20 protein-coding genes are annotated in these 21930 nt (G+C 70.4%); 6 read left to right on the top strand and 14 right to left on the bottom strand.

Translation table 11 applies throughout. From position 1 onward, the window contains the following. Positions 1–565, top strand: a 565-nt coding sequence (locus tag OXG55_08120; GenBank protein ID MCY4103208.1) for a hypothetical protein, incomplete at its 5' end; no start/stop codon positions are given. 102 nt (positions 566–667) lie between these two features. Here the strand turns inward: OXG55_08120 and OXG55_08115 are convergent. Next, positions 668–1609 carry a site-specific DNA-methyltransferase gene (locus OXG55_08115; protein MCY4103207.1) on the bottom strand — a complete coding sequence of 314 codons (942 nt, stop codon included), beginning with the start codon at positions 1607–1609 and terminating at the stop codon, positions 668–670. A gap of 97 nt (positions 1610–1706) precedes the next feature. After that, positions 1707–2615 (bottom strand): MBL fold metallo-hydrolase, encoded by a 909-nt coding sequence (locus OXG55_08110; GenBank protein ID MCY4103206.1) that lies wholly within the window; start codon positions 2613–2615, stop codon positions 1707–1709. Positions 2616–2850: 235 nt separating this feature from the next. Here OXG55_08110 and OXG55_08105 point away from each other — a divergent pair, with 235 nt between their 5' ends. From OXG55_08105 to OXG55_08085, 5 genes are all read left to right on the top strand, one after another. After that, positions 2851–3537: an SRPBCC family protein gene (locus OXG55_08105; protein ID MCY4103205.1), complete on the top strand. Its 687-nt coding sequence runs from the start codon at positions 2851–2853 to the stop codon at positions 3535–3537. Between the two features lie 73 nt (positions 3538–3610). Further along, the gene (locus tag OXG55_08100; GenBank protein MCY4103204.1) at positions 3611–4318 is read left to right on the top strand and encodes a DUF501 domain-containing protein; all 708 of its coding nucleotides are present in this window, start codon (positions 3611–3613) and stop codon (positions 4316–4318) included. Next, positions 4315–5295 (top strand): Ppx/GppA phosphatase family protein, encoded by a 981-nt coding sequence (locus tag OXG55_08095; GenBank protein ID MCY4103203.1) that lies wholly within the window; start codon positions 4315–4317, stop codon positions 5293–5295. The genes OXG55_08100 and OXG55_08095 overlap by 4 nt, the downstream gene beginning before the upstream one ends. Next, positions 5295–5936, top strand: coding sequence for a GNAT family protein (locus OXG55_08090; GenBank protein ID MCY4103202.1), 642 nt, complete (start codon positions 5295–5297; stop codon positions 5934–5936). The genes OXG55_08095 and OXG55_08090 overlap by 1 nt, the downstream gene beginning before the upstream one ends. A 7-nt stretch (positions 5937–5943) precedes the next feature. Further along, positions 5944–6939 carry an LLM class F420-dependent oxidoreductase gene (locus OXG55_08085; protein ID MCY4103201.1) on the top strand — a complete coding sequence of 332 codons (996 nt, stop codon included), beginning with the start codon at positions 5944–5946 and terminating at the stop codon, positions 6937–6939. Between the two features lie 124 nt (positions 6940–7063). On the opposite strand, the gene OXG55_08080 is transcribed toward OXG55_08085, so the two are convergent. The 12 genes from OXG55_08080 to OXG55_08025 form a co-directional block, all read right to left on the bottom strand. Next, positions 7064–8395: a DUF222 domain-containing protein gene (locus tag OXG55_08080; GenBank protein MCY4103200.1), complete on the bottom strand. Its 1332-nt coding sequence runs from the start codon at positions 8393–8395 to the stop codon at positions 7064–7066. Between the two features lie 548 nt (positions 8396–8943). Next, positions 8944–10215: a DNA recombination protein RmuC gene (gene rmuC, locus OXG55_08075; GenBank protein MCY4103199.1), complete on the bottom strand. Its 1272-nt coding sequence runs from the start codon at positions 10213–10215 to the stop codon at positions 8944–8946. Between the two features lie 128 nt (positions 10216–10343). Beyond that, positions 10344–11639 (bottom strand): fuconate dehydratase, encoded by a 1296-nt coding sequence (locus OXG55_08070; protein ID MCY4103198.1) that lies wholly within the window; start codon positions 11637–11639, stop codon positions 10344–10346. Positions 11640–11654: 15 nt separating this feature from the next. Continuing rightward, positions 11655–12515, bottom strand: a complete 861-nt coding sequence (locus OXG55_08065; GenBank protein ID MCY4103197.1) for an EamA family transporter — start codon at positions 12513–12515, stop codon at positions 11655–11657. Between the two features lie 129 nt (positions 12516–12644). Further along, entirely contained in the window at positions 12645–14207 is a 1563-nt protein-coding gene (locus tag OXG55_08060; GenBank protein ID MCY4103196.1) for a gamma-glutamyltransferase, read from the bottom strand. A 16-nt stretch (positions 14208–14223) separates the two neighbouring features. After that, complete coding sequence (locus OXG55_08055) at positions 14224–16659, bottom strand: HAD-IC family P-type ATPase (protein MCY4103195.1); 2436 nt, start codon at positions 16657–16659, stop codon at positions 14224–14226. An 11-nt stretch (positions 16660–16670) separates the two neighbouring features. Beyond that, complete coding sequence (locus OXG55_08050; GenBank protein MCY4103194.1) at positions 16671–17432, bottom strand: NUDIX domain-containing protein; 762 nt, start codon at positions 17430–17432, stop codon at positions 16671–16673. A 54-nt stretch (positions 17433–17486) separates the two neighbouring features. Continuing rightward, the gene (locus OXG55_08045; protein MCY4103193.1) at positions 17487–19160 is read right to left on the bottom strand and encodes a thiamine pyrophosphate-binding protein; all 1674 of its coding nucleotides are present in this window, start codon (positions 19158–19160) and stop codon (positions 17487–17489) included. Further along, complete coding sequence (locus OXG55_08040) at positions 19157–19708, bottom strand: hypothetical protein (GenBank protein ID MCY4103192.1); 552 nt, start codon at positions 19706–19708, stop codon at positions 19157–19159. The genes OXG55_08045 and OXG55_08040 overlap by 4 nt, the downstream gene beginning before the upstream one ends. Before the next feature lie 18 nt (positions 19709–19726). After that, positions 19727–20509: an SDR family NAD(P)-dependent oxidoreductase gene (locus OXG55_08035; GenBank protein MCY4103191.1), complete on the bottom strand. Its 783-nt coding sequence runs from the start codon at positions 20507–20509 to the stop codon at positions 19727–19729. 20 nt (positions 20510–20529) lie between these two features. Then, entirely contained in the window at positions 20530–20844 is a 315-nt protein-coding gene (locus OXG55_08030) for an NIPSNAP family protein (protein MCY4103190.1), read from the bottom strand. Positions 20845–20917: 73 nt separating this feature from the next. Beyond that, positions 20918–21868: a nucleoside hydrolase gene (locus tag OXG55_08025; protein ID MCY4103189.1), complete on the bottom strand. Its 951-nt coding sequence runs from the start codon at positions 21866–21868 to the stop codon at positions 20918–20920. Positions 21869–21930 lie beyond the last annotated feature (62 nt).

The raw sequence follows: 21930 nt of genomic DNA, 5'->3' as shown, positions 1-21930 counted from the left end.
CGGCGCCGCCACGGGCACCAAGACCGTCACGGTCCCCACCAGCGGCACCAAGACCTACACCGTCGCCACCGCTGGCGACGGCATCGACGAGGCCCACGGCTCGGTCACCGTCACCCTCAACGCCGGACAGGGCTACACCGTGTCGTCGTCCCGCGGCGCGGCCACTGTCGCGGTCTCCGACGACGACGATCCGCCGCCTCCGCCCCCGCCGCGGCTTCCTCCGCCGCCGGACCTGCCCGCCATCACCATCGACGACCGGTACGCCGACGCCCACGAGGACACCGGCGCCATAACCTTCGTGGTGGTCCTGAGCGAACCGTCCACCGGGACGGTGACAGTCGATTACCGGACTCGAGAAGGCACCGCCTACGAGTACCTCGACTATCCCGCGGCGCGTGGGCGGCTGACCTTCCGAGCCGGCACAACCCGACGCAGCATCGACGTCGTACCGAGAGCAGACCGCAACCGCGAACCCGACGAGACCCTCCAACTGGTCCTCTCCAACCCCGTCGGCGCCACCATCGCCCAAGCCACCGCCACCGGCACCATCATCAACGACGATTAGCGACGATTAGCAGCATCCGCAACCCAGCGTAGGTTCTGTTGAGTCGGGAATAAGCGGCCAGTTCGCGTACCTCGGAGTCTCGGATCCGCGCGTACGGGTCGGTTATCCGAATAGTCCGAGTCGATCCGATTCCGATTGTTCGATGACGAGAGGATCGACAGGCTGTAGCGCCTCGTCGAGATAGCCGACGCCGTCCGTACCGAGGCGGCGGGCCATGACCGCGATGGCCTCCTCGTTGTTGTCGATCAGCACGCATCGGCGGTTCATCTGCCGGGCCACCGCGCCAGCCGTTCCCGAGCCGGCGAAGAAGTCCAAGACCCAGTCCCCCTCCTGCGACGATGCGCTCAGGATCCGGCGCAGGATGCCCTCGGGTTTCTGGGTGGCGTAGCCAGTTTTCTCCTTGCCGTTGGTGGGCACGATGGTGTGCCACCACACGTCGGTGGGGAGTTTGCCTCGCGCCGCTTTCTCCTTCGATACGAGTCCCGGTGCCATGTACGGGATCCTCTCGATGGCGTCCTGGTCGAAGAAGTAGCGGTCGGCGTCCTTGGCGTAGACGAGGATGGTGTCGTGTTTTGCCGGCCAGCGGCGGCGTGAGCGGCCGCCGTAGTCGTAGGCCCAGATGATCTCGTTGATGAAGCAGTCCCGGCCGAAGATCTGATCCAGCAGCACCTTGCAGTAGTGGGACTCCCGTTGGTCGATGTGGAAGTAGAGGGTGCCGTCGTCGGCGAGCAGACGACGGGCGTGCTCGAGCCGAGGATCGATGAACTCCAGATAGTCGTCGAAGACGTCGGCGTAGGACGTGGCGCCGCGCGAGACGGTTCGGTACCGCCTGCCGCCGAAGCCCACCCGATCTCCGTCGTCTGAGCGGACAGTCGACAGCTCTTGGCGCCGCTGCACCTTGCCGCTGTTGAACGGGGGGTCGATGTAGATCAGCCGGAACGCGCCGCCGGGGAGCCGCGGGAGGACGTCAGCGTTGTCGGCGTGCAGCACCCAACTGCGCTCTCCCGACAGATCGATGATTCCCGGATTGGCTACGACTTGCACTCCCTCCACGTCGGCCACCTTACGGGAGCGGTGTGACACGTCGGAGTCAATCCGGAGCGAGCGGATTGCAGGCTCGCGTCCTCCGCGAACCGGCGGTTCAGTACCAGTCGTAGGCGCTGTCCGGCCGCTGTGCCCAGGCCTCTTGGCCGATTGCACGCATGGCCGGGCCGAGGTGGGCCATCTGGCCCCTCCAGGCGTCCGCTCCGACGTTGTGCCACTTGCCGTGGCCGGGGAGGATCCATTCCACCCGCAGTCCGGCGAGGCGGTCCATCGTCTCCGCCAGGGCGTCCCAGGAGTGGAAGGTCACGCTGGGGAACACGTCGAGCTCCCCGCGCCGGTGGTTCCAGTGCAGCGTGTCGCCGGTGAACAGCAACCTGCGGGCGACGTGGAACACGACGTGTCCCGCCGTGTGGCCCGGCGCGTGGACGGCTGCGACTCCGGGTGAGATCGTCGCGGGTTCGTCGCCGAGGATGACCGTGGCGTACGGAGCCGCGTCGGCGTCGGCCTCGTGGATCCAGACGTCGGCCCCGAACCGGTCGGCCCAGCGGTCGGCGTCGGCGACGTCGTCGCGGTGGGTCAGCAGCACGTGGCGCAGGCCACCGAGATCGTCGATCCGCTCCGCCAACTGCCGAGTGAACCGCGGCGAGTCGATCATCAGGTTCCCGTCGGGTCGGACCGCGAGGTAGGAGTGCGCCCCGAACGACGAGCGGGCGTTGTGGCCCAGCGCGTGGACGCCGGGCGTGAGTTCGGACGGGAACGCCGGCTGCGGCGGGCGGCGCGCCTCGGTGGTGCCGATCGATTGCGTCGGGCAGGCCGCGGCCGCGCGCCAGAGTTGGGCCTCCTCGGTGGGATTCTCCGGCTGGCGCGCCACGAAGGACAGACCCTTCTCGTCCGCCTCGATCAGACCGGGCGCCCAATGACGGGCGGCGTCGCAGCGGATGCAGCGTGTGTCCACGAACCAGGGACTGCTCTCGTTCGCCGGATGTGCGAGGTCGCGTCGAGCCATCGCCGATCACCTCCTCCGCCATCGCCCGAGGTGAGGGGCCGTCCAGCGCGAGGCTAACCGCCGGCGCCGCGCACATCGCGGCGCGATCGCCGGCTGTCTCCGGATTCCGGTCGGCCGCTGTGCCGGACAGACAACGGCGGTAACGTTGCGCGACGACTCGGGCGGTTACAGGGATCGCCCTTGAGCCGCCGACGATTCGAGGCGGACGCGGCAAGACGTCAAGGAGGCTTGACCGATGGAACTGAAGAGCGACTTCGAGGTGAGTGTCGGCGTGGATCGGGCCTGGGAGGTCCTCACAAATCCCGAATTGATCGCTCCCTGCCTGCCCGGAGCCCGGCTCGACGAGGTTGAGGGGGACGAGTTCCGCGGCGCGGTCAAGGTGAAGGTGGGCCCCATATCGGCGGAGTACCGCGGCAAGGCCACCATGGTCGAGATGAACAGGGACGACCTGCGGATCGTGATCCGCGCCGAGGGCCGCGATACCCGCGGCGCGGGAAACGCCGCCGCCGACATCACCGCCCTGATGGAGGCCGCCTCGGATGCCAGCACCAAGGTGGAGGTCACCACCGATCTCAAGATCAGCGGCAAGGTGGCACAGTTCGGACGGGGCGTGCTCGGTGACGTGAGCGCCAAGCTGATGGGGCAGTTCGTGGACAACCTCGAGGAGATGCTGAGCGAATCCGCTGAGGCCGATGCGGGCGAGGAGTCCGGTGCCGATGCGGGGGAGGAGTCCGGCGGCAGCGCAGCGGACGCGGGCGAGGCGGCGGCCGAGCCCGAGGCCGTGGATCTGCTGCAGGCCGTGCCGAAGAGGCTCCGCATCCTCTCGCCGATCATCGCTCCGGTGCTCGCTCTCGGACTCCTCCTCAAGAGGCTTGTGGATTTCGTCCTGAAGCCGCTCTCCGGGCGCCGCAGCGCCGCGTAGGACCTCTGGTCTCGCCGATCCCTCCAGGGCACGACTCCCGGCCGGCCGGGTCGCAGCGAGGTTCGGGGGAGGCGTGACGGCGCCTGGCGGCATCCGGGGAACGTCGTTCCGGGCCTGGGCGGACGCTGCCGGCCTGACCGAGCCCGAGGCGGCCCTGGCCGGCGCCGATCGCGGCGCCCGCGCGGACGACACCGGGCGCGGCGGTCCCGAGTTGGGCGCCGAGCCGTGGGCCGCTGGCGGCGACGGCGTCTCGCTGCGGGACTGGGCGGAGGTTGCCGAGCTGCTCGGGCGCCAGCCGCAGGGGGGATTCCGGGTGTGGGTGCGCAATCCGGACGGCAGCCCGCGGGTGATCCGCAACGATCCGCTCCTGGCCGACGGGACGCCGATGCCGACACGCTACTGGCTGGTGTCGGCCGCCGACTGCCTCGCGGTGAGCCGGCTGGAGTCCCGGGGCGGGGTGCGCCAGGCCGAGGCCGCGGTCGACGCCTCCGCGCTGGAGGCGGCCCATGCCGGCTACGCGGCCGAGCGGGACGCCGCCCTGCCCGCGGGCCACACCGGCCCCCGTCCCACCGGCGGCGTGGGGGGCACCCGGCGAGGCGTCAAGTGCCTGCACGCTCACTACGCCTGGCATCTCGCCGGCGGTGCCGACCCGGTCGGCGCCTGGGTGGCCGACGAACTCGCCGCCGGCGCGGCGGCAGTCGCGGCGACGGCCGCGCCGGCGTCCGGTGCTCGCGGCCACGATGCAGGCGGCGCAACCCACACCACGCAGCCGGGCTCGTGAACGGGCACGCCGCCCGCAGCGACCGCGTCGTGGCGGCCGTCGACTGCGGGACGAACTCGACGCGCCTGCTCGTCAGCCGAGGCGGCGTCGAAACTCTCGAGCGGCACTCCATCGTCACCTGTCTCGGCCAGGGCGTCGACGCCTCGGGCCGCCTGGCCGGCGAAGCGATCGGCCGCACGATCACCGTGCTCGAGGACTACCGCGGGATCATGGACGCACTGGGCGTCGAAGCAGTGCGCGCCACTGCCACGTCCGCGGCCCGCGACGCCCGCAACGCCGAGGAGTTCTTCGCCGCCGCCACCGCCACCTTGGGTATCCGCCCCGAACTGCTGGACGGCGACACCGAGGGCCGTCTGGGGTTCGACGGTGCCACCGCCGGATTGGATCCCGCTCGCGGCCCCTTCCTCGTCGCCGACATCGGTGGCGGGTCCACCGAGTTCGCCTTCGGATCCGAACGCTGCGAGGGGGTGCTCTCGGCGGACGTGGGTTGCGTGCGCCTCACCGAGCAGTTCATCCACCACGACCCGCCCCGGCCCGAGGAGTTGCACGCCTGCCTGTCGGTGGTCGAGGCCCATCTCGAGGACGTGCTGATCGCCATCCCCGAGGCGCGCCGCACGGCCTGCTTCATCGGCGTGGCCGGCACGGTGACGAGCGCCGCGGCCGTCGAGTTGGGTCTTGAGCCCTACGACCCGGACAGGATCCACCACTTCGAGTTGACCCGTGCCGCTGCCGAGGACGTGTTCCGGACATTGGCGACCGAGGATCGTGCCCAGCGGATCTCCAACCCGGGGCTGCACGCCGATCGGGCCGATGTGATCGTCGCCGGCATGTGCGTGCTCGTGAAGATCATGCGCTTCTTCGGCTTCGACAGCTGCCTGGTCTCCGAGACCGACCTGCTGGACGGGCTGGTCAGCAGCCTGCTGGCCGACGGTCAGGAGCGGTCCTCCTGGGGGACCTCGGCAGCGGGAGGACGATGATGCTGGCTAGGGTCCCCGAACGAATGCGCAGGGCTCTCGCTTCGACCGAATCATCTCCGGTACTGCCCGGGCGCCGGGTCCGTCTCCGTCCCCTGGCACCGGGCGATTTCGCGCAGTGGCGTGAGGTGCGGCGCCACAACGGTGCCTGGCTGACCCAGTGGGAGCCGGCCAAGCCCCACGGGGCGCCCGACCCCGACGTGAGCAGGTCCGCTTTCTCGGCACGCTGCGGTGCCCGCGACCGGGAGCGCCACCTCGGCACCGCCTACGGGTTCGGCGTGTTCGTGGACGGGACGTTGGTGGGGGAGATGAACGTCACCGGCGTGACCCGGGGTCCGTTCCAGTCCTGCAACATCGGCTACTGGATCGATCAGCGCCACGCCGGAAACGGCTACATCCCCGAGGCGGTGGCGGCCGGGCTGCGGTTCGCTTTCGAGGAGCTCGACATGCACCGCGTGGAGATCGCGATCGTGCCTCGCAACCAGCGCAGCCGGCGGGTGGTGGAGAAGCTGGCTTTGCGCTCGGAGGGTGTGGCGCTGCGCTTCCTGGAGATCGACGGCTGCTGGGAGGACCACGAACGGTTCGCCATGACCGCCGAGGAGTGGGCCCAGCGCCGCGACGGCCTGGTCTTCAGGTGGCTGTAGGCGGCCGGTGACCTCACAGGCCGCAGCAAGAACTCCCCTGGGGGTCTCGGTGCCGCTGGGCGGTCCACTGGGCACCCAGCGTGAGCGCATCGGCGAGCTGGTGTCGTGGGGTTACACCGACCTGTGGTCGGCCGAGTCGTCGGGTGTCGACGGGTTCACCCCGCTGGCACTGGCGGCGGCCTGGGAGCCCGATGTCCGCCTCGGCACGGCCATCGTCCCCATCTACACGCGGGGCCCGGCGACGCTGGCGCAGTCGGCTGCGGCGCTGGCCCAGGCCGCCCCCGGCCGGTTCGCGCTCGGCATCGGGACCTCGTCGGATGTCATCGTGGAGCGCTGGAACGGCGTCCCGTTCCGCGAGCCGTACCGCCGGGCGCGGGACACGCTGCGTTTCCTGCGAGCTGCACTGGCGGGGGAGAAGGTCACCGCTGGCTACGACACCTTCGAGGTGACGGGCTTCCGCCTCACCGTGGGTGAACCGCCCGATCCGCCGGTTCCGCTGCTGCTGGCCGCCCTGCGCCCGCAGATGCTCCGCCTGGCGGCGCGCGAGGCCGACGGCGCCATCATCAACTGGCTCTCGGCGACCGACACGGTGCGGGTGGCCGGAATCGTGCGTGAGATCGCGCCCGATGCGGAAATCGTGGCCCGCCTGTTCGTCTGCCCGAACCCCGACCGCGCCGCCGTGATGCCCGCGGCGAAGCGAATGTTGGCTGGCTATGTCTCGGTGGCCGTGTACCGGGCGTTCCATGTGTGGCTGGGGCGGGAGGCGATGCTGACGCCGTTCTGGGAGTGTTGGGACAGCGGGGACCGGGCGGGTGCCCTGAAGCAGATCCCCGAGGAGCTGGTGGACGACATCCTCATCAACGGGACCCCTGCCGAGTGCCGCGACCGCATCGCCGGCTACGTGGCCAGCGGTGTCACCACGCCGGCGCTGCACGTGCTGCCCTTCGGCGGCCTCGACGCCCACGAGGGCTACCGCTTGCTCAGTCCTGCCGCAGGGGACTGAACGGCCCGCCGTCTTGTTCTCCCCGTCAACTGTTGTTCCGCCGGCCTTGCAATGGCTGCCTGTGCTGGCTGCCTGACACCCGGCACCGCCGTGCTCGTGTGTCGGGGTCGGTCGGGATCGGTTCTCAGCATCGGCGGGGGGCGGGGGTCGGTAGGGGAGGTTGGTGGCATGGGTCGCGCGACCGTCCAGATTGGGCGTCGGGTCTGGCATGGTCGGTCGTTGGTCGGGGGTGGGGTCGGTGGCGCTCGCCTGGCGGGGGACGCGTGGGTTTGCCGGCACCAGGGGGTGCGATGGTGAGTTTGCCTCCCGGGTGGCGGATGACTTCTTCGCCGTTTTGGTGGATGCGGACGTGGTGGCAGCGCCAACACACCAGGCAGGTGTTCTCCAGGGTGGTCTCGCCGCCGTGCTTCCAGTGGCGGATGTGGTGGACCTGGCAGATCTTGTGGTGGGCGCCGCAGCCGATGCAGCCGCGGTCGCGGGCGATGAGTTGCTTGCGCAGCCAGGGGGGAACCTTGCGCCGGGAGCGGCTCAGCATCGCGTCGCCGGTGTGTCTGTTGAAGATGCCCGGCAGGATCTTGGCGTCACACGCCAGAGCGAGAGTCTCGGCTTCGGTGAGGCGGGTCTCGTCGGCCAAGCGGGCGTTGATGATCTCGTCGCGCACCTGGTCGTAGTCGGCCAGGACGAGCAACTCCACCCCGGCCGGCGCGCCGTCGCTGGTGCTGTTGCAGACGAGTTCTGTGAGGGCGTCGGCGAAGCGCTGGGGTGTGGTGGCGCGGTTCATGGGATCCTCGTTGCGGAACAGTTCGTCGGTCTTGGCCAGCAGGGCGTTGCGGACCCGGTTGCCGGTGAGCGGATCGAACTGGGCGAAGAGGTGGAACATGCCGTCGGCCTCCTCGCTGATGGTGGCGCGGCGCCGGCGCCGCTGACGGGCACGCCGATCCTCGAGTTCCTCTTGGTTGGTGCGCTCGTTGACGTGCTCCTTGAGAGTGCGGCGGAACAGGTCATCGGGCTCCTCTTCGGCGGCCTCCAACAACACACCGTGATCCACCGGCGTCTCACCGGCCGCATCCAGGATCAGACCGGCGGCTTCGGGGGTGATAGCGCCGTCGGCGAGCTTGCCGGCCACCCGCGGCGCCCACTCAAGTTGCGCCGCAGTCTTCACGGCCTTGCGGGCGCCGGCCCGGGAACGCTTCTGGGTGCACCGCAGCGTCTCCTCGGCGGCCGCGTCGCCCTCCCGTCGGGAGATTTCCGCGATGACGTCAGCTTCCGCCGCGGCCAGAAACGACCGCGCCCGGCTCATGAACCCCAACCGCTCCTGCAACACCTCCAGGTCGACCTTGTGCAGCAGCGGCGGAGGCGACGCCAACCACTCACCGAGGGCAGCCCACTCGGCGATCCGATCGGTGTGCGCCGACGTGGAGTCGGCTTGCTCGCTGCGCAGCGGATCGTTGCTCATCTGTCCATCACCCCCTCGTGGCAGCTTCCCGGCCCGGCACCGCCGGACCGTCCTGATTGCTTCTTCCTATAATATAGTCTGTGTAAGACTGAATAACAATACTAGTGTGAATATCGGACGAAGTGGAGGGGAGCCAGACCAGAGTCCCGGCCAGCGGAGTAATCGAAACCCCAGTTCAGCGAGCTGTGCCTGTTCTGGTCGAAGCGCCTAATCCGAGCCGCAGTCATATGTGACCAATGTCACACTGGCATGGCCGTCCCTTTGCTCTCCGCCCACGGAGTCTCCGGCTACCCAGTGGCCTGTAAGACGCGGGCTTGACCGGCCACAACGTCGGCGGCGGGTGACCCAGCCGCAAGGGCCTCATCGGGAGTACGCCCCGGATCGGTTGCGGATCGCTGCCCCGCGGCCTCTGCGCGCCGCGTGATTCTCGGCTATGTCATGCGCCGACGTTTCGGGTTGCGGATCGCAGTCCCGGGGCCTGTGCGCCCCACGGGGCGCGTTCGAACGTGGCCGTGCGGGTGTCTCTCCGCTTACCGGGTGGAGAACCCTCAGGAGTTGGGCGGAGCTGGACCGACTTCGGATGCCTCGGCGAGTTCGGGGGCTGACAGTTGCCGAGCGACACCCTCGACAGGGGACGGCGCAGCGATCTTCTTGGCGGTCGCGGCGTCCAACTCCTCCAGGCGACGCGCCTGGGGCAGGACGCGGCTTTCGAGGGAGCCGATGCCAGCGTTGTAGGAATTCACCGCCTGCTCCAAGCCGCGACCCATCTTGGCGACGTGGTCGAGGCAGATGCGCAGGCGGTCGTACAGTTCCTTGCTTGCATCGGTGATCTGCCTGGCGTTCTCCTGCAGGGACTGCTCCTTCCAGGCCAGCGCCACTGTCTTCAGGAACGCCAGCAGCAGGCCGGGGGTGGCGATGAGTACCTGGTGCTTGTCCCAGGCTTCCTGCCAGAGGGTGGGCTTGACGTCCATCGCCGAGTCGAGGATCGGGTCCGCGGGTACGAACATGACCACGAAGTCAGGGGAACCGGAGATCGCGGCGTCGTAGTCCCGCCTACCAAGCGTGCGGGCGTGGCCCATGAGCGAGCTGGCGTGTGACTGCAGCAGTTCCTGCTGTCGCTGCTCGTCGTCGCTGGTGTTGTGGGCTTCCAGATACGAGTCCAGAGGGGTCTTCGCGTCGATGACAACCTGGGCGCCGCCGGGGACGCGGACGACCGCATCGGGCCGACCCGTGCTGTCACCGCTGCCGACCGTGAGTTGCTCGAAGAAATCAATGCGCTCGCTCATGCCGGACAACTCCAGGACGTTGCGCAGTTGCTGTTCCCCCCAGTGGCCACGCATCTGTGAGGATCGGAGCGCTTCACCGAGATTCCCGGTGACGTCCCGCAGCAGGCCGACCTCGGTCTTGAGCCCCTCGTAGGCCCCCTGCCGCTTCTCCTCGATCTCGTTGACCCGCCGCTCGAACTTCTCCAGATTCTCCCGGACGGGCTTGACCAGCGCGTCGATGGCCTGCTGGCGCTTCTCGAGGTCGGATTCGCTCAGTTTGGATTGGCTGGCGAACTGCTCCTTCGCCTGCTTCAGAAAGGCCTCGCTGTTGGCGCTGAGCACCTCGGCGGCCATTCCCTTGAAGTGGGTGTCGAGACTCTGGCGAGCTCTTTCGATTTGTTCCATCCGGGCTTGGTCGGCCGCCTTGACGGCGCTGAGCTCCCGGCTGGCTTCGTCCCGCACGCGGGCGGCTTCGTCGCGCTGGCGGATGGCGCGGAACAGCGCAATCACGGCGACCAGCGCTACGAGTGCGACGACGATGAGTGCGATTTCCATTGGCACCTCCTGCGGGGGAGCCTAGATGTGGGGTGTGACAGGCCTGCCGCCACGCGTCCCTCGGCGGGTACTGGCCGGGCTTCCGCGCGTCGATTCTCGTGCGGCCCCCGTGATCCGTGACTGTTGGATCAGCCCGACCACTCGGTGCCGGTTGGGTAGCCGAACGTGTCTCCGATGCCGGGGTGGAACTCTGTGCTGGCGCCGGGGCGGCTGGGCAGGCGGTAGCGGCCATCGCTGACCTCGACGGGGTCGGTCAGGTGCTCGTGCAGGTGGTCCACGTACTCCAGGGAGAGACTGCGGGTGTCGGCGGCCACGCAGACGGCGTTGAAGAATGCGTAGTGCTGGACCGCCTCGCAGAGGCCCACACCGCCGGCGTGGGGGATCAGTTCCACCCCGGCTCCTGCGGCCATGAGGATGGCGGCCAGCAGGTCGTGCGGTCCGCCCATGCGGGTGGCGTCGATCTGCAGGATCTGTACACCGCCCAGTTGGATCAACTGCTTGGCGAGGGTGGGGCTGGCCAGCATCTCGCCGGTGGCGATCGGCACCGGGTGGACGGCCCTGGCGATGGTGGCGTGGCCCACGACGTCGTCGGGATGCGTGGGCTCCTCCACCCACCGCAGGTCGAAGTCACGCAACTCACCGATGGCGGCGATGGCCTCCGGCACGCTCCAGTGCTGGTTGGCATCGACGGCAATGGCCACGTCGGGCCCCACCGCCTGGCGGGCCAGCCCCAGGCGCCGCCGGTCGTCGCCGGTGTCGGCGCCGACCTTCAGCTTGATGGTCGTGAACCCGTCCGCCACCGCCTCGTGGCACAGCCGCACCAGCTTCTCGTCGTTGTAGCCCAGCCAGCCGGGGCTGGTGGTGTAGGCGGCCAGGCCGTCCCGCCGCAACTCGGCGATCCGGGCGTCCCGCAGGGGCCGGCGCTCCTCCAGGATCTCCCGTGCCCGGCCCGGGTCCAGGAAGTCTGCGATGTAGGTCCAGTCCACGAGATCGACGATCTCGGCCGGCTCCAGCGCCGCCAGGGCGGACCACAGCGGCCGGCGCTCCCGGCGGGCCCGCAGGTCCCACACCGCGGTCATGACGGCGCCGATGGCCATGTGCATGACGCCCTTGTCGGGTCCGAGCCAGCGCAGCTGGCTGTCCCAGGTGAGTTCCCGGTTGACGGCGGCGGGTTCCCCGGTGAGCGAGTCCACGTCGCGCCCCACGAGGCGCTGAGCCACGGCCCCGACGGCGTCAGCCTGGATGTCGTTGCCCCGGCCGATGGTGAACACGAAGCCGTGACCCGCCAACTCGGACTCGGACGTGGCCAGGCGCAGGTAGGCCGCCGAGTAGTCCGGGTCGGGGTTCATGGCGTCGGAGCCGTCCAGGTTCCGGCTGGTCGGGAAGCGCAGGTCGGTGACCGCGGCGCCGGTGATTGTCGTCATGAAGTTCCCTTCGTACTAGCCGGTTGTCGTGCCGGTCCGCTCTCTGGAGCGGCTGAGCAGGATGGCGACGATGACCAGGCCGATGCCGATCATCTCGCGCGGGCTCGGCTCCTGGGAGAGCATGATGAACCCCACGACCGCCGCGGTCACCGGAGCCAGCGCCTGCAGGAGCGCGAAGCGATGCTGGTCGATGCGCCGCATCACCCACTGGTCCAGGCCGTAGGGGACCACGTTCGAGAGCAGTCCGACAAGGAAGCCGAGGCCCAGCAGGGTCGGCTGCGTCACCGCCGTGGGCACGTGGGCGATCCCGAAGGGGCTGATGGCGAGGGCACCCACAAGCATGCCCACGCCGAGGCCGTCAACCCAGGCCGCCCCGCGGGCAACCCGGTGGCCCAGGATGATGTAGCCCGCCCAGAACGCTCCGGCGAGCAGGGCGAACCACACGCCGCGGAGCGTGCCGTCTGTCTCGACGCCCGCCAGGATCGCGACCCCTGCCGTCGCCAGCGCCAGCGCCGCAGCCGAGCGCGGCGTCCGGGTGCCGAAGGCGGCCACGGCCACCGGGCCGAGGAACTCGATCGACACGGCGTTGCCGAGGGGCACCAACTCCACGGAGTAGTAGATCGACAGGTTCATGGCGGCCAGCACGATGCCGAAGACCGAGGCCCAGCGCAGTTCGACGGCCGTCCAGCGGCGCCGCCAGGAGCGTCGCAGCGCCACGATCATGAGGGCCGCCCCGAACACGCGCAGCAGCGCCACACCGCCCGGGGCGAGGTCGTCGAAGAGGTTCACGGCCAGCGCCTGCCCGACGAATTGCGACGTCGAGCCGAGAATGAACAGCGGCTCGGGAGGGACCTTCCGGGGGTCGATCCGGCGCATCGGCCGATGCTACGACTCGCCGCAACCGGTGGATTGCCGCCGACCCATGCCAGCGGTCAGATCCCGATGGCTGCGGCGAGGGCGGCCGCGGCGAGGGTCAGGCTGGCATGGTAGTCCCACGCCCGCCGGTCAGACCCCGATGGCCGCGGCCAGCGCTGTTCGAGGCTCGGCGGCACCCGACAGCGTGCCGTCGGCGCCCACCTCGATGAGGTGGGCGTGTCCGGTGAGCTTCGGGTTCTCGTCGAGGCCGGTCACGTTGTGGCCCCGCCCCGCCAAGCCGCCGGCCCAGGCTGCCGGCACGTGGGGCTCCAGCGCCACCGGCGGTAACCACCCCGGCGTCCAGGTGGCGAAGGCGTCGGGCCCCAGCAGCACCCAGCGACCGGCTCCCAGGATCTCCGCCGGCGACTGGCCGCAGTGCAATAGCCGCGCCAGCATCTGCAGCACCACCTGCGGCTGCGCGTCGCCTCCCATGGTGCCCAGCACCGCCCGGTTCCGGCCGTCCAGCGTGGTGACCAGCGCCGGGCTGAGCGTGTGCGGCGGCCGGCGGCCGGGGGCGAGGCACGCCGGGTGTCCCGGGTCGAGGCTGAAGCCCAGTCCGCGGTTGTGCAGGAAGATGCCGGTGCTGCCGGACACGAGCAGCGACCCGAAGCCCATGGCATTGGACTGGATGAGCGAGACCGTGAGCCGGTCATCGGCCGCGCACAGGTAGGTCGTGTCGCCGCCGGCGGCCGGCGGGGTGACCGGGGTGTCGCCGACCAGGACGCGGCGGCGCAGACCGTCGATCCGCGCCGGATCCAACAGTTCGGCCACCGCGGCGGCGTCGGACAGCTCGGCGGGACGGAACGACCCCACGGCGCGGGCGGCCTCCATCAGCCAGTGCGCCCAGTCGGCGTCGCCCGGATCGGTGGGCAGGGCGAGCCCCTGAGCGAGGGCGGCCGCGGCGAGGATCAGGTAGCCCTGCGAGTTCGGCGGGACGGTCCAGAGTCGGTGACCCCAGGCCTCGACCCCGGCCGGCTCGACCCAGTCCGCCTGCGAGGTGGCCAGGTCCTCGGGGCTGAACAGCCCGTCGGCCATCCCCACCAGGCCGTCGCCGAATTCGCCGCCGTAGAAGGCGTCCCGGCCCCCGCTGGCGATGGCCTCCAGCGCCCGCGCCGAGCCCGGTCTGTGCACGGTGTCGCCGGCTCGCAGGTCACCCGGGATATCGGTGTTGCCGTCGGCACCGGCCACGTCGCCCGCAGCGGCGGCCAGTTCGCCCGAGGCGACGAACCCGTCGGCCGCACACGTGTGCGCCGCACCGAGCACCTCGGGCAGGTTCATCACGCCGAACCGGGCGTGCAGCGCCAGCCAGCCGTCCACGCAGCCCGGAACGGTGACCGCGGCGGGATGACGCAGGCGGGGCATCTGCCGGTGCCCCTCGGCGCGCAGCCGTTCGGCCGAGGCTCCCGACGGTGCCCGGCCCGAGGCGTTCAGGCACAGCGGTGCCCCGTCGCCGGTGCCGACCAAGGCGAACATGTCGCCTCCCATGCCGCAGGTGCTCGGCGCCACGACCGCCAGCACCGCGGCCGTTGCCACCGCCGCGTCGACGGCGTTGCCGCCGCCGGCGAGCATGCGGACTCCCGCCTCGCTGGCACGCCGGTCGATGGAGCAGACCATGCCGGCGGAGCCGACCGCGCTGGGAACGGGGTGTTGCACGGTGACCTCCAGCGATTCAGGCGTCGTGGCCGGTTCCCGAGGCTGCCGGCGGGTCCGCTGGTTCCGAGCCGACCTGCTCGGGACTGAGACCGGTGCTGCCCGAGCGGCGGTACCCGAACCAGCGGGGGCCGTGCACGAAACGCGGCAGTGCCACGATTGCGGCCCCGCCGACGGCGATCGCCGCCCAAACCGGTCCCCACAGCCACGCCGGCGGCAGGTCCAGCTCGAAGTAGTCGCGCAGCCCTCCGGAGACCATCACCACCACGTAGAGCACGGCCATCACCCCCGCCAGGACGATCTTCCAGGGCCGCAGCGGGCGGCTCGTCACCACGAGGATGACGAGGCCCAGGCCGAGCAGCGTCATGGTCGCGACCGTGCGCGCCTCGATCAGCGTCGTCTCCGATGCCCGACGGGCGACCTCGTAGACGACCATCGTGCAGGCCGCCGCCACCGCCCCCGCCGGTATCGAGAAGCGCAGCACCCGCTGCAGGAAGCCGGGCTGCACCAACTCGGTGCTGGGCGCCAGCGCCAGGAAGATGCCCGGCACGCCGATGCTGAACGTCCCGATCAGGGTGAGGTGCCGGGGCAGGAACGGGAACGACACGCCCATGATCCCGATGGCGGCGGTGATCAACAGGGCGTAGGCGGCCTTGGCGATGAACAGGTTGGAGACCCGCTCCACGTTGTTGATGACCTTGCGGCCCTCGTCCACCACCCGGGGCAGCGTGGCGAAGGAGTCGTCCAGCACCACCAGCTCGGCCACCGCGCGGCTGGCGGCGCTGCCCGATCCCATGGCGATGCCCATGTCGGAGTCCTTGAGCGCCAGCACGTCGTTGACGCCGTCGCCGGTCATCGCCACCGTCCGGCCACCTGCCTGCAGGGCGCCGACCATGGCGCGCTTCTGGTGCGGCGTGACCCTCCCGAAGACGGCGTTGCGCTCCATGGCGGCGCCCAGCTCGGCCGCCTCGGTCGGCAGTTCACGGGCGTCCACGTAGGCCTCCGCGCCGGGCACGCCGGCCCGCTGGGCGACCGCGGAGACGGTGGCGGCGTTATCGCCGGAGATGACCTTCAGGTCCACGCCCTGGTCCTGGAAGTAGGCCAGGATCTCGGGCGCGTCGTGGCGGATCGTGTCACCCAGCACCACGACCGCCACAGCGCGGCGGTCCGGCGCCGGACCGTTGCCGCCGGTGCCGTTGTCCGCCCGGCTGAGAAGCAGGACCCGCCGGCCGGCGGTGGCCCAGTGCTCCACCCGGCTGCGGGCCTCGCCGTCGGCGGGCACGAGCAGGATGTCGGGCGCCCCGAAGTAGAAGAGTCCCCGGTCGGCGAACTCCGCGGAGGCCCATTTGCGGGCCGAGGAGAACGGCTCCACCGCCACGACGTGCCAGCCCTCCGGAGGTGGGCAGGCCGCGGCGACAGCGGCGGTGGTTGCGTTGGGGCTGGGATCGGAGGCCGCCATCGCTCCGAGGGCATCGGTCGCCGCTGCCCTGTCCCAGCCGCCCATCGGTTCCAGAGACTCGAAGGAGATCTCGCCGGTGGTGATCGTTCCGGTCTTGTCCAGGCAGAGCGTGTCCACCCGCGCCAGCAACTCCACCGCTGCGAGTTCCTTGGCCAGCGCACGGCGCCGGGCCAGGGCGATGACCCCGGCGACGAACGCCAACGAGGTGAGCAGCACCAGCCCGTCGGGGACCATCGCCACGGCGGCTCCCACAGTGCCCCGCAATGCCTCCTGCCAACGGTCCTCGGCACCCAGCAGACGCCACAGCAGCAGGGCGCTCGCTGGGGGTATCAGCCACACCAGCACCCGCAGGATCTGGTTCACGCCGCGCCGCAACTCGGAGTCCACCAGGCTGAAGCGCCGGGCCTCCTCGCTCAGAGCGGCGGCATAGGAGGCGGCGCCGATGCCGGTGGCCCGGTAGACCCCGCTGCCTGCGGCCACGAAGCTGCCCGACATCACCCGATCGTCGGGTTCCTTGCTGATGGCGTCGGACTCGCCGGTCAGGAGCGACTCGTCCACCTCCAGTCCCACTGCGGCGAGCACGGTGCCGTCCACTACCACCTGATCCCCGGAGGCCAGCTCCAGCAGGTCATCGGCCACCACGCCGCCCACGTCGATCTCGCTGACCTCGCCGTCGCGCCGCACCCGAGCCCGCGGCTCGGACAGCACGGCGAGGCGCCGCAGTTCGGCTCGTGCCCGCAACTCCTGGATGATGCCGATGATGCTGTTGGAGACGACCACGCCCACGAACAGGGCGTCGCCGGGCGCGCCGGCCACCAGGATCAGCACCAGCAGGCTCAACAGGATTGCGTTGACGGGGGTAAGGACGTTCGCCCGGATGATCTCGGCGAGGGTGCGCACCGGGGCGTCGGGCACGTCGTTGACGCGCCCGTCGGCGAAGCGCTGCGCCACCTCGTCGGCGGTCAGGCCGGCCAGCTCAACGGTCTCGGCGCTCACGGCTTCGGATGTTAGGTGTTGACGTCGCCTCCGCCGCGTTCCAATCGCCAGGAGTGCCCGGGGGTGGTCTGCAGACGGTGGCGGGGGCCGGGGACGTCGGGGTCGGCGGCCTCGAAGCCGGCGTCGCCCTCCCAGAGCGCAACCTCCTCGCCACCGGTCGACACCGTCCGCCGCGTCTCGAAGAACCGGGGTTCGGCGCTTTCGGCCGCGGCCAGTGCATCGCCGACCGTGGCGAACTCCTGGAGGTCGTGGAGGGTCACCCAGGTCGGCGGCAGGAACCACGTGCCACCGGAATCCTCGTGGCGGCGGTGAGCCTCGGCAGGTGTCAGCCAGATGTACTCGGTGATCTCGCTGCCGTCCACCTTCACGTTCCCCGGTGGGGCCTGCGCCAGGAAGAACCAAGTGGTGAGTTGGTGATCGAAGTCTTGAGGGGGAGTCCAATGCGAGAACCGCACGAGCGAGTCGGGATCAACCTGCAGCCCGGCCTCCTCCTCGGCCTCCCGGACCGCGGCGAACCGTGCTGCGGAGTAGCGGTCATCGGGATCTCCGGCGGCGGCACGGTCCACCGCATCCACCCGCCCGCCGGGGAAAACCCACACACCACCCATCACCGGCACGTCGGGGTTCCGTCGCAACAGCAGCGTCTCGACACCGTTCGGAGAGTCGCGCAGCAGCACCGCCGTCGCCGCCGGCACCGGCGGCTGCTCGACCCGCTGTGCGTATCGGGTCAGCCACCGCTCGTAGTGCGCGCCGCGGCGGCTGGGAGAAGCCATAGAGACCACGAGGGTACCCGCGGCCACCACGGCGGTCGCAGGCCCCGTGCCGCGCTAGGAGGCCTGGGCCGCTCGGCGGATCTCGCTGAGGGTGGCGCCGGGGAGGATGGCCTCGGGGTCGACGCGTAGCTCCAGCACTGCCGGCACCCCGGCCGCCAGGGCCTGTTCGAAGGCGTCGGGGAACTGCTCGGTGCGCTCGATGACGGCGCCGAAGCCGCCGAACGCCCGGGCGAAGGCGGCGAAGTCGGGGTTGACGAGGTCCGAGGCGCTGGGGCGGTCGGGGTAGGTGCGCTCCTGATGCATGCGGATCGTGGCGAGCATGCCGTTGTTGATCACGACGACGATGATCGGGGCTTCGTACTGGACGGCAGTGGCCAACTCCTGGGCGGTCATGAGGAAGTCGCCGTCGCCGCAGAACGCCACCACCGGGGCCCCGGGGGCGTGCAGCTTGGCGGCCACGGCGGCGGGGATGGCGTAGCCCATCGCCCCGCTCTGGGATCCCAGCTGCGTGCCGTACCGCTTGAAGCGGTAGAAGCGCTGCGGCCACAGCGAGAAGTTGCCGGCACCGTTGGTGAGGATCGACTCGGGCGGCAGCCGGCGGTCCAGGTAGGCCACCACGTCGCCGAAGTCGACTTCGCCCGGGGCCTGCCGGCGCCGGAGGCTCGCCTCGTAGTCGGCGCGGGCGCCCTCGGTCCAGTCCCGCCACCGCGCCGGATCCAGCGAGGCAGTCGACTCGAGAATCGCAACCGTCTCCGGGGCGCCGGCGCAGATGGCCAGGTGCGGCTCGTAGACGCTCCCGAGTTCGGCCGGATCGGGGTGGATGTGCACGAGCGTTTGGCGGGGGACCGGTGGTTCCAGCAGGGTGTAGCCCTGGGTGGCAGTGTCCCCGAGGCGCGTCCCGATGGCGACGATCAGATCCGCCGCTCGGATCCGTTCGGCAAGACCCGGATACGTGCCGACCCCGGCGTAGCCCACGTAGCTCGCGGAGTCGTTGTGAAGGTAGTCCTGGCGCCGGAACGTCACGGACACCGGAAGATGGTTGCGCTCGGCCCAGGCGGTGAGGGCGCTGCCCGTCGCTGCGGACCAGATGCCGCCGCCGACGATCACCAGAGGCCGGCTGGAGGCCCGGAGCAAGGATTGCAACTCGGCCAGTTCGTCCGTCGAGGGCGACGGTCGCTGCGGCGGTGGCGCGACGGGCGCATCGGCGATCGACACCTCTGCGGCCAGGACGTCCTCCGGCAGCGAGACCACCACCGGACCCGGTCGTCCCTCACGGGCGACCCGGGCGGCCTCGGCGGCGATCTCGCTCAGCCGTTCGGGCCGGTCCACCTCCACCGCCCACTTCGCCAGCGGAGCGAAGAACGCCTCGAAGTCCACCTCCTGGAAGGCGCGGCGCCCCCGGTGCGCCGTTGGGACCTGGCCGATGAACAGCAGCAGCGCGGCGCCGCTCATGGAGGCGTTGTGCACGGCCACCGAGGCGTGCGTCGCCCCCGGTCCGCGGGTCACGAAGGCCACCCCCAGCTCGCCGCGCAGGCGGGCCTGCGCCTCGGCCATGATCCCGGCCCCGGACTCGTGGCGGCACACCACGGTGCTGATGGCCGGCTCGTCATGCAGGGCATCTAGGACGGCCAGGAAACTCTCGCCCGGCACGGTGAAGATGGTGTCCACGCCGTGGCGGCGGAGCTGATCCACCAGCACGCGTCCCCCGTGTCGCACCGGCGCGTTCACGCCAGCGACTCCTCGAGGAACACCCGGGCCCTCTGGCGGGCGGGTCGGTCGGCGTCGGCAGGGTCGGTGTAGCGGATCGTGCGCCGCCCGACCCACTCCGCCGGCAGCAGCATCACCCGGACGAAGGCCGACTCCTCGGTGGCGGACGACTCGGCGTAGACCGGCTCGGGGCCGCTCTCGAACCAGGGGTCGCCCGCCCGGTGGGTGGTCGTGCTGCCCCCGGTGGTCACGGTCAACTCGCCGAACAGCAGCCGGCGGATGCCGGGGCCGGGGTGGGTGTGCCGGTAGGCCACGGCACCGGGCGGGAAGTCCACGCGGTCACAGCGCATGACCCACGGCTGCGAGTCGTCCAGATCGACGGTGGCGAGAAGGGCGACGCCGCCCGGTTCGTGGTGGTCGCCGGCCGTCAGCTCCCACGACAATGCCGGGCCGGCCACGGTCGCCGACCCGAATGACGCCCCGTCCGCGGTCAGGTCGTACACCACGCGGTTTCCGGGGCCGACGCTGACGCCCGCGGGATGCTCCTGAAGGACGAGGCGAGCGCGCAACGGTCGGTCCGGGAGCGGCTAGTGGAAGTACTGGCCGCCGTCGATCACGATGGTCTGGCCGGTCACGAACGCCGCGCCGGGGCTGCACAGGAACACCGCGGCGGCCACCAGGTCCTCCGGGAACAGGTCGCGCTTGAGCGTCCGCGCGGCGATCGAGATGGCGCTGACGTGCTCGAAGTCCACGCCGGCGGGGTTCTCCTTCACGCCGTCGGAGATCGTGAAACCGGGAGCCACCGAGTTCACGAGAATGTTGTCGTCGCCGAGCTCGCGGGCCAGCGCCCGCGTCAGCGCCAGCACCGCCCCCTTGCTGGCCACGTAGTGGAGCAGGAGCGGCACGCCGCGGAAGATCGTCCCGGAGGTGATGTTCAGGATGCGCCCGCCGCCCTGGCGGCGCATGTGCGGAACCACGGCCCGGCAGCCCAGGAACGTGCCGATGACGTTGATCTCGTTCACGGCCCGCCACTCCTCGACGGGGATCTCGTCGAACGCCCGCATCGGGATGTTCGTGAACATGCCGGCGTTGTTGACGAGGATGTCGACACGCCCGGCGGCCTCGATGGCCGTGTCCACCATGGCGTCGATGTCGCCGGGGTCCGACACGTCCGCCGTGACTCCGATCCCATCGGGATACCTGGTGGCGGCCTCCTGCGCCCCGGCGAGGTCGGCGATCACCAACCTCGCCCCCGCCCGGGCGAGGCCGTCGGCGATGGCGCACCCGATGCCCTTGGCGCCGCCGGTCACGATGGCGGTCTGGCCCGCGAGGGAGAAGTCCTCGTTGCTCGGCGTCACGAGTTCGGACATGTCGCTGCCCTCCGGGGCGCTCATTGGATCGGCGAGAAGGCGGTCGGGGTCAGGATCCGGTTCTGCTGGGTGTGCACCAGCGGGTGCAGCTTCGGCAGGAAGGCCTGCCAGCGCTCATCCGCGGCCAGGGCCGCCCGCCGCCGCTCCCGGTCGGCGAAGTTCTCGTACCCCCACATAGCGCAGATCGACGAGAGGGCGCCGATCTCGGTCGTGAACCAGCCGATGAGGTTGCCCAGGACCTCCTTCTGGATGATGATCCCCTCGGTCTCGTAGAGCCGCAGGACCTCTTTCAGCTTCCCGGTGTAGATGTGGTAGTCCCGCTGCTCGACGATCATCGCTCTCCCCGCTCTGAATGTGGAGAATCGATGGTAGCCGTGGCGCTGCGAGCGGGCAGACTGGCGAATCCGGCTAGCTCGTCGCCGGCAGGTTCATGAGCCGCCGACGGATCAACTCGTAGAAGCCGTCGCTGTCCACCTCGCTGATCCAGTGGCAGTTCGGCTCGCGCTCCAGGCGGTGCCAGTAGTCCACGACCGTCATCCCCATCGTGATTTCGGAATGGGTCTCGACCTCGACGAACACGTCCTTGCCGCCGTAGAGGTCCGGCTCCAGCAGGTAGGCGATCGTGGCGGGGTCGTGCAGCGGGCCGCCCCGCTCGCCGTAGCGCTTCATGTCGTAGCGCCCGTAGAACGACATCATGGCGGCGGCCTTGTGGCCGACCTCGTTGCCGATGGTGCGCACAGACTCGATCCACTCCGGGCTCATCAGCGCCTTGTGGGTCACGTCGAGGGGCATGGTCACGATCGGGACGCCGCTGCGATACATCACGGCGGCGGCGTGGGGGTCCACGTAGACGTTGAACTCGGCCGCCGGCGTGGTGTTGCCGCCCACGAAGTAGCCGCCTCCCATCGTCACGATCTGTCCGATCTTCGGGATGATGCGGGGCTCGCGCACCATCGCCATGGCCACGTTCGTGATCGGGCCGACCGGGCAGAGCGTGATCTCGCCGTCCTCGGCGGCCATGAGCGTCTCCACCAGCCAGTCCACGGCGTGGACCTCCTGGACGGGCATCGTGGGTTCGTCCCAGTCGGGTCCGTCGAGCCCGGTCTCGCCGTGTACGGCCTCGGCTGTCACCAGGTCACGCACCATCGGGCGCTCGCACCCCGCGAAGATCTTCATGTCGCGCCGGCCGGCCAACTCGCAGACCAAGCGGGCGTTGCGGATCGTCAGCGGCAGCGGCACGTTGCCGGCCACGCAGGTGATCCCGAGGACCTCCAGTTCGGGCGATCCGAGTGCCAGCAGGATCGCGAGGGCGTCGTCCTGGCCGGGATCGGTGTCGATGATGATCTTTCGAGGCACCATGACCGCAGGCTAGGAGACTGCTGAGCAAGTGGGGTCGGTGTCGGGGCTTGGGGCGCCGGCGG

The organism is bacterium (assembly GCA_026708055.1).
GTDB lineage: Bacteria > Actinomycetota > Acidimicrobiia > Acidimicrobiales > CATQHL01 > VXNF01.
Note: the sequence above shows the minus strand (reverse complement) of the source record. Positions and strands in the feature narration are given on the sequence as shown.

Bases quoted from the DNA above. Each gene is read 5' to 3' on its own strand.
- OXG55_08110 (MCY4103206.1), bottom strand. From the start codon at position 2,615: ATGGCTCGACGCGACCTCGCACATCCGGCGAACGAGAGCAGTCCCTGG.
- OXG55_08105 (MCY4103205.1), top strand. From the start codon at position 2,851: ATGGAACTGAAGAGCGACTTCGAGGTGAGTGTCGGCGTGGATCGGGCC.
- OXG55_08090 (MCY4103202.1), top strand. From the start codon at position 5,295: ATGCTGGCTAGGGTCCCCGAACGAATGCGCAGGGCTCTCGCTTCGACC.
- OXG55_08080 (MCY4103200.1), bottom strand. From the start codon at position 8,395: ATGAGCAACGATCCGCTGCGCAGCGAGCAAGCCGACTCCACGTCGGCG.
- rmuC (MCY4103199.1), bottom strand. From the start codon at position 10,215: ATGGAAATCGCACTCATCGTCGTCGCACTCGTAGCGCTGGTCGCCGTG.
- OXG55_08070 (MCY4103198.1), bottom strand. From the start codon at position 11,639: ATGACGACAATCACCGGCGCCGCGGTCACCGACCTGCGCTTCCCGACC.
- OXG55_08065 (MCY4103197.1), bottom strand. From the start codon at position 12,515: ATGCGCCGGATCGACCCCCGGAAGGTCCCTCCCGAGCCGCTGTTCATT.
- OXG55_08050 (MCY4103194.1), bottom strand. From the start codon at position 17,432: ATGGCTTCTCCCAGCCGCCGCGGCGCGCACTACGAGCGGTGGCTGACC.
- OXG55_08035 (MCY4103191.1), bottom strand. From the start codon at position 20,509: ATGTCCGAACTCGTGACGCCGAGCAACGAGGACTTCTCCCTCGCGGGC.
- OXG55_08030 (MCY4103190.1), bottom strand. From the start codon at position 20,844: ATGATCGTCGAGCAGCGGGACTACCACATCTACACCGGGAAGCTGAAA.
- OXG55_08025 (MCY4103189.1), bottom strand. From the start codon at position 21,868: ATGGTGCCTCGAAAGATCATCATCGACACCGATCCCGGCCAGGACGAC.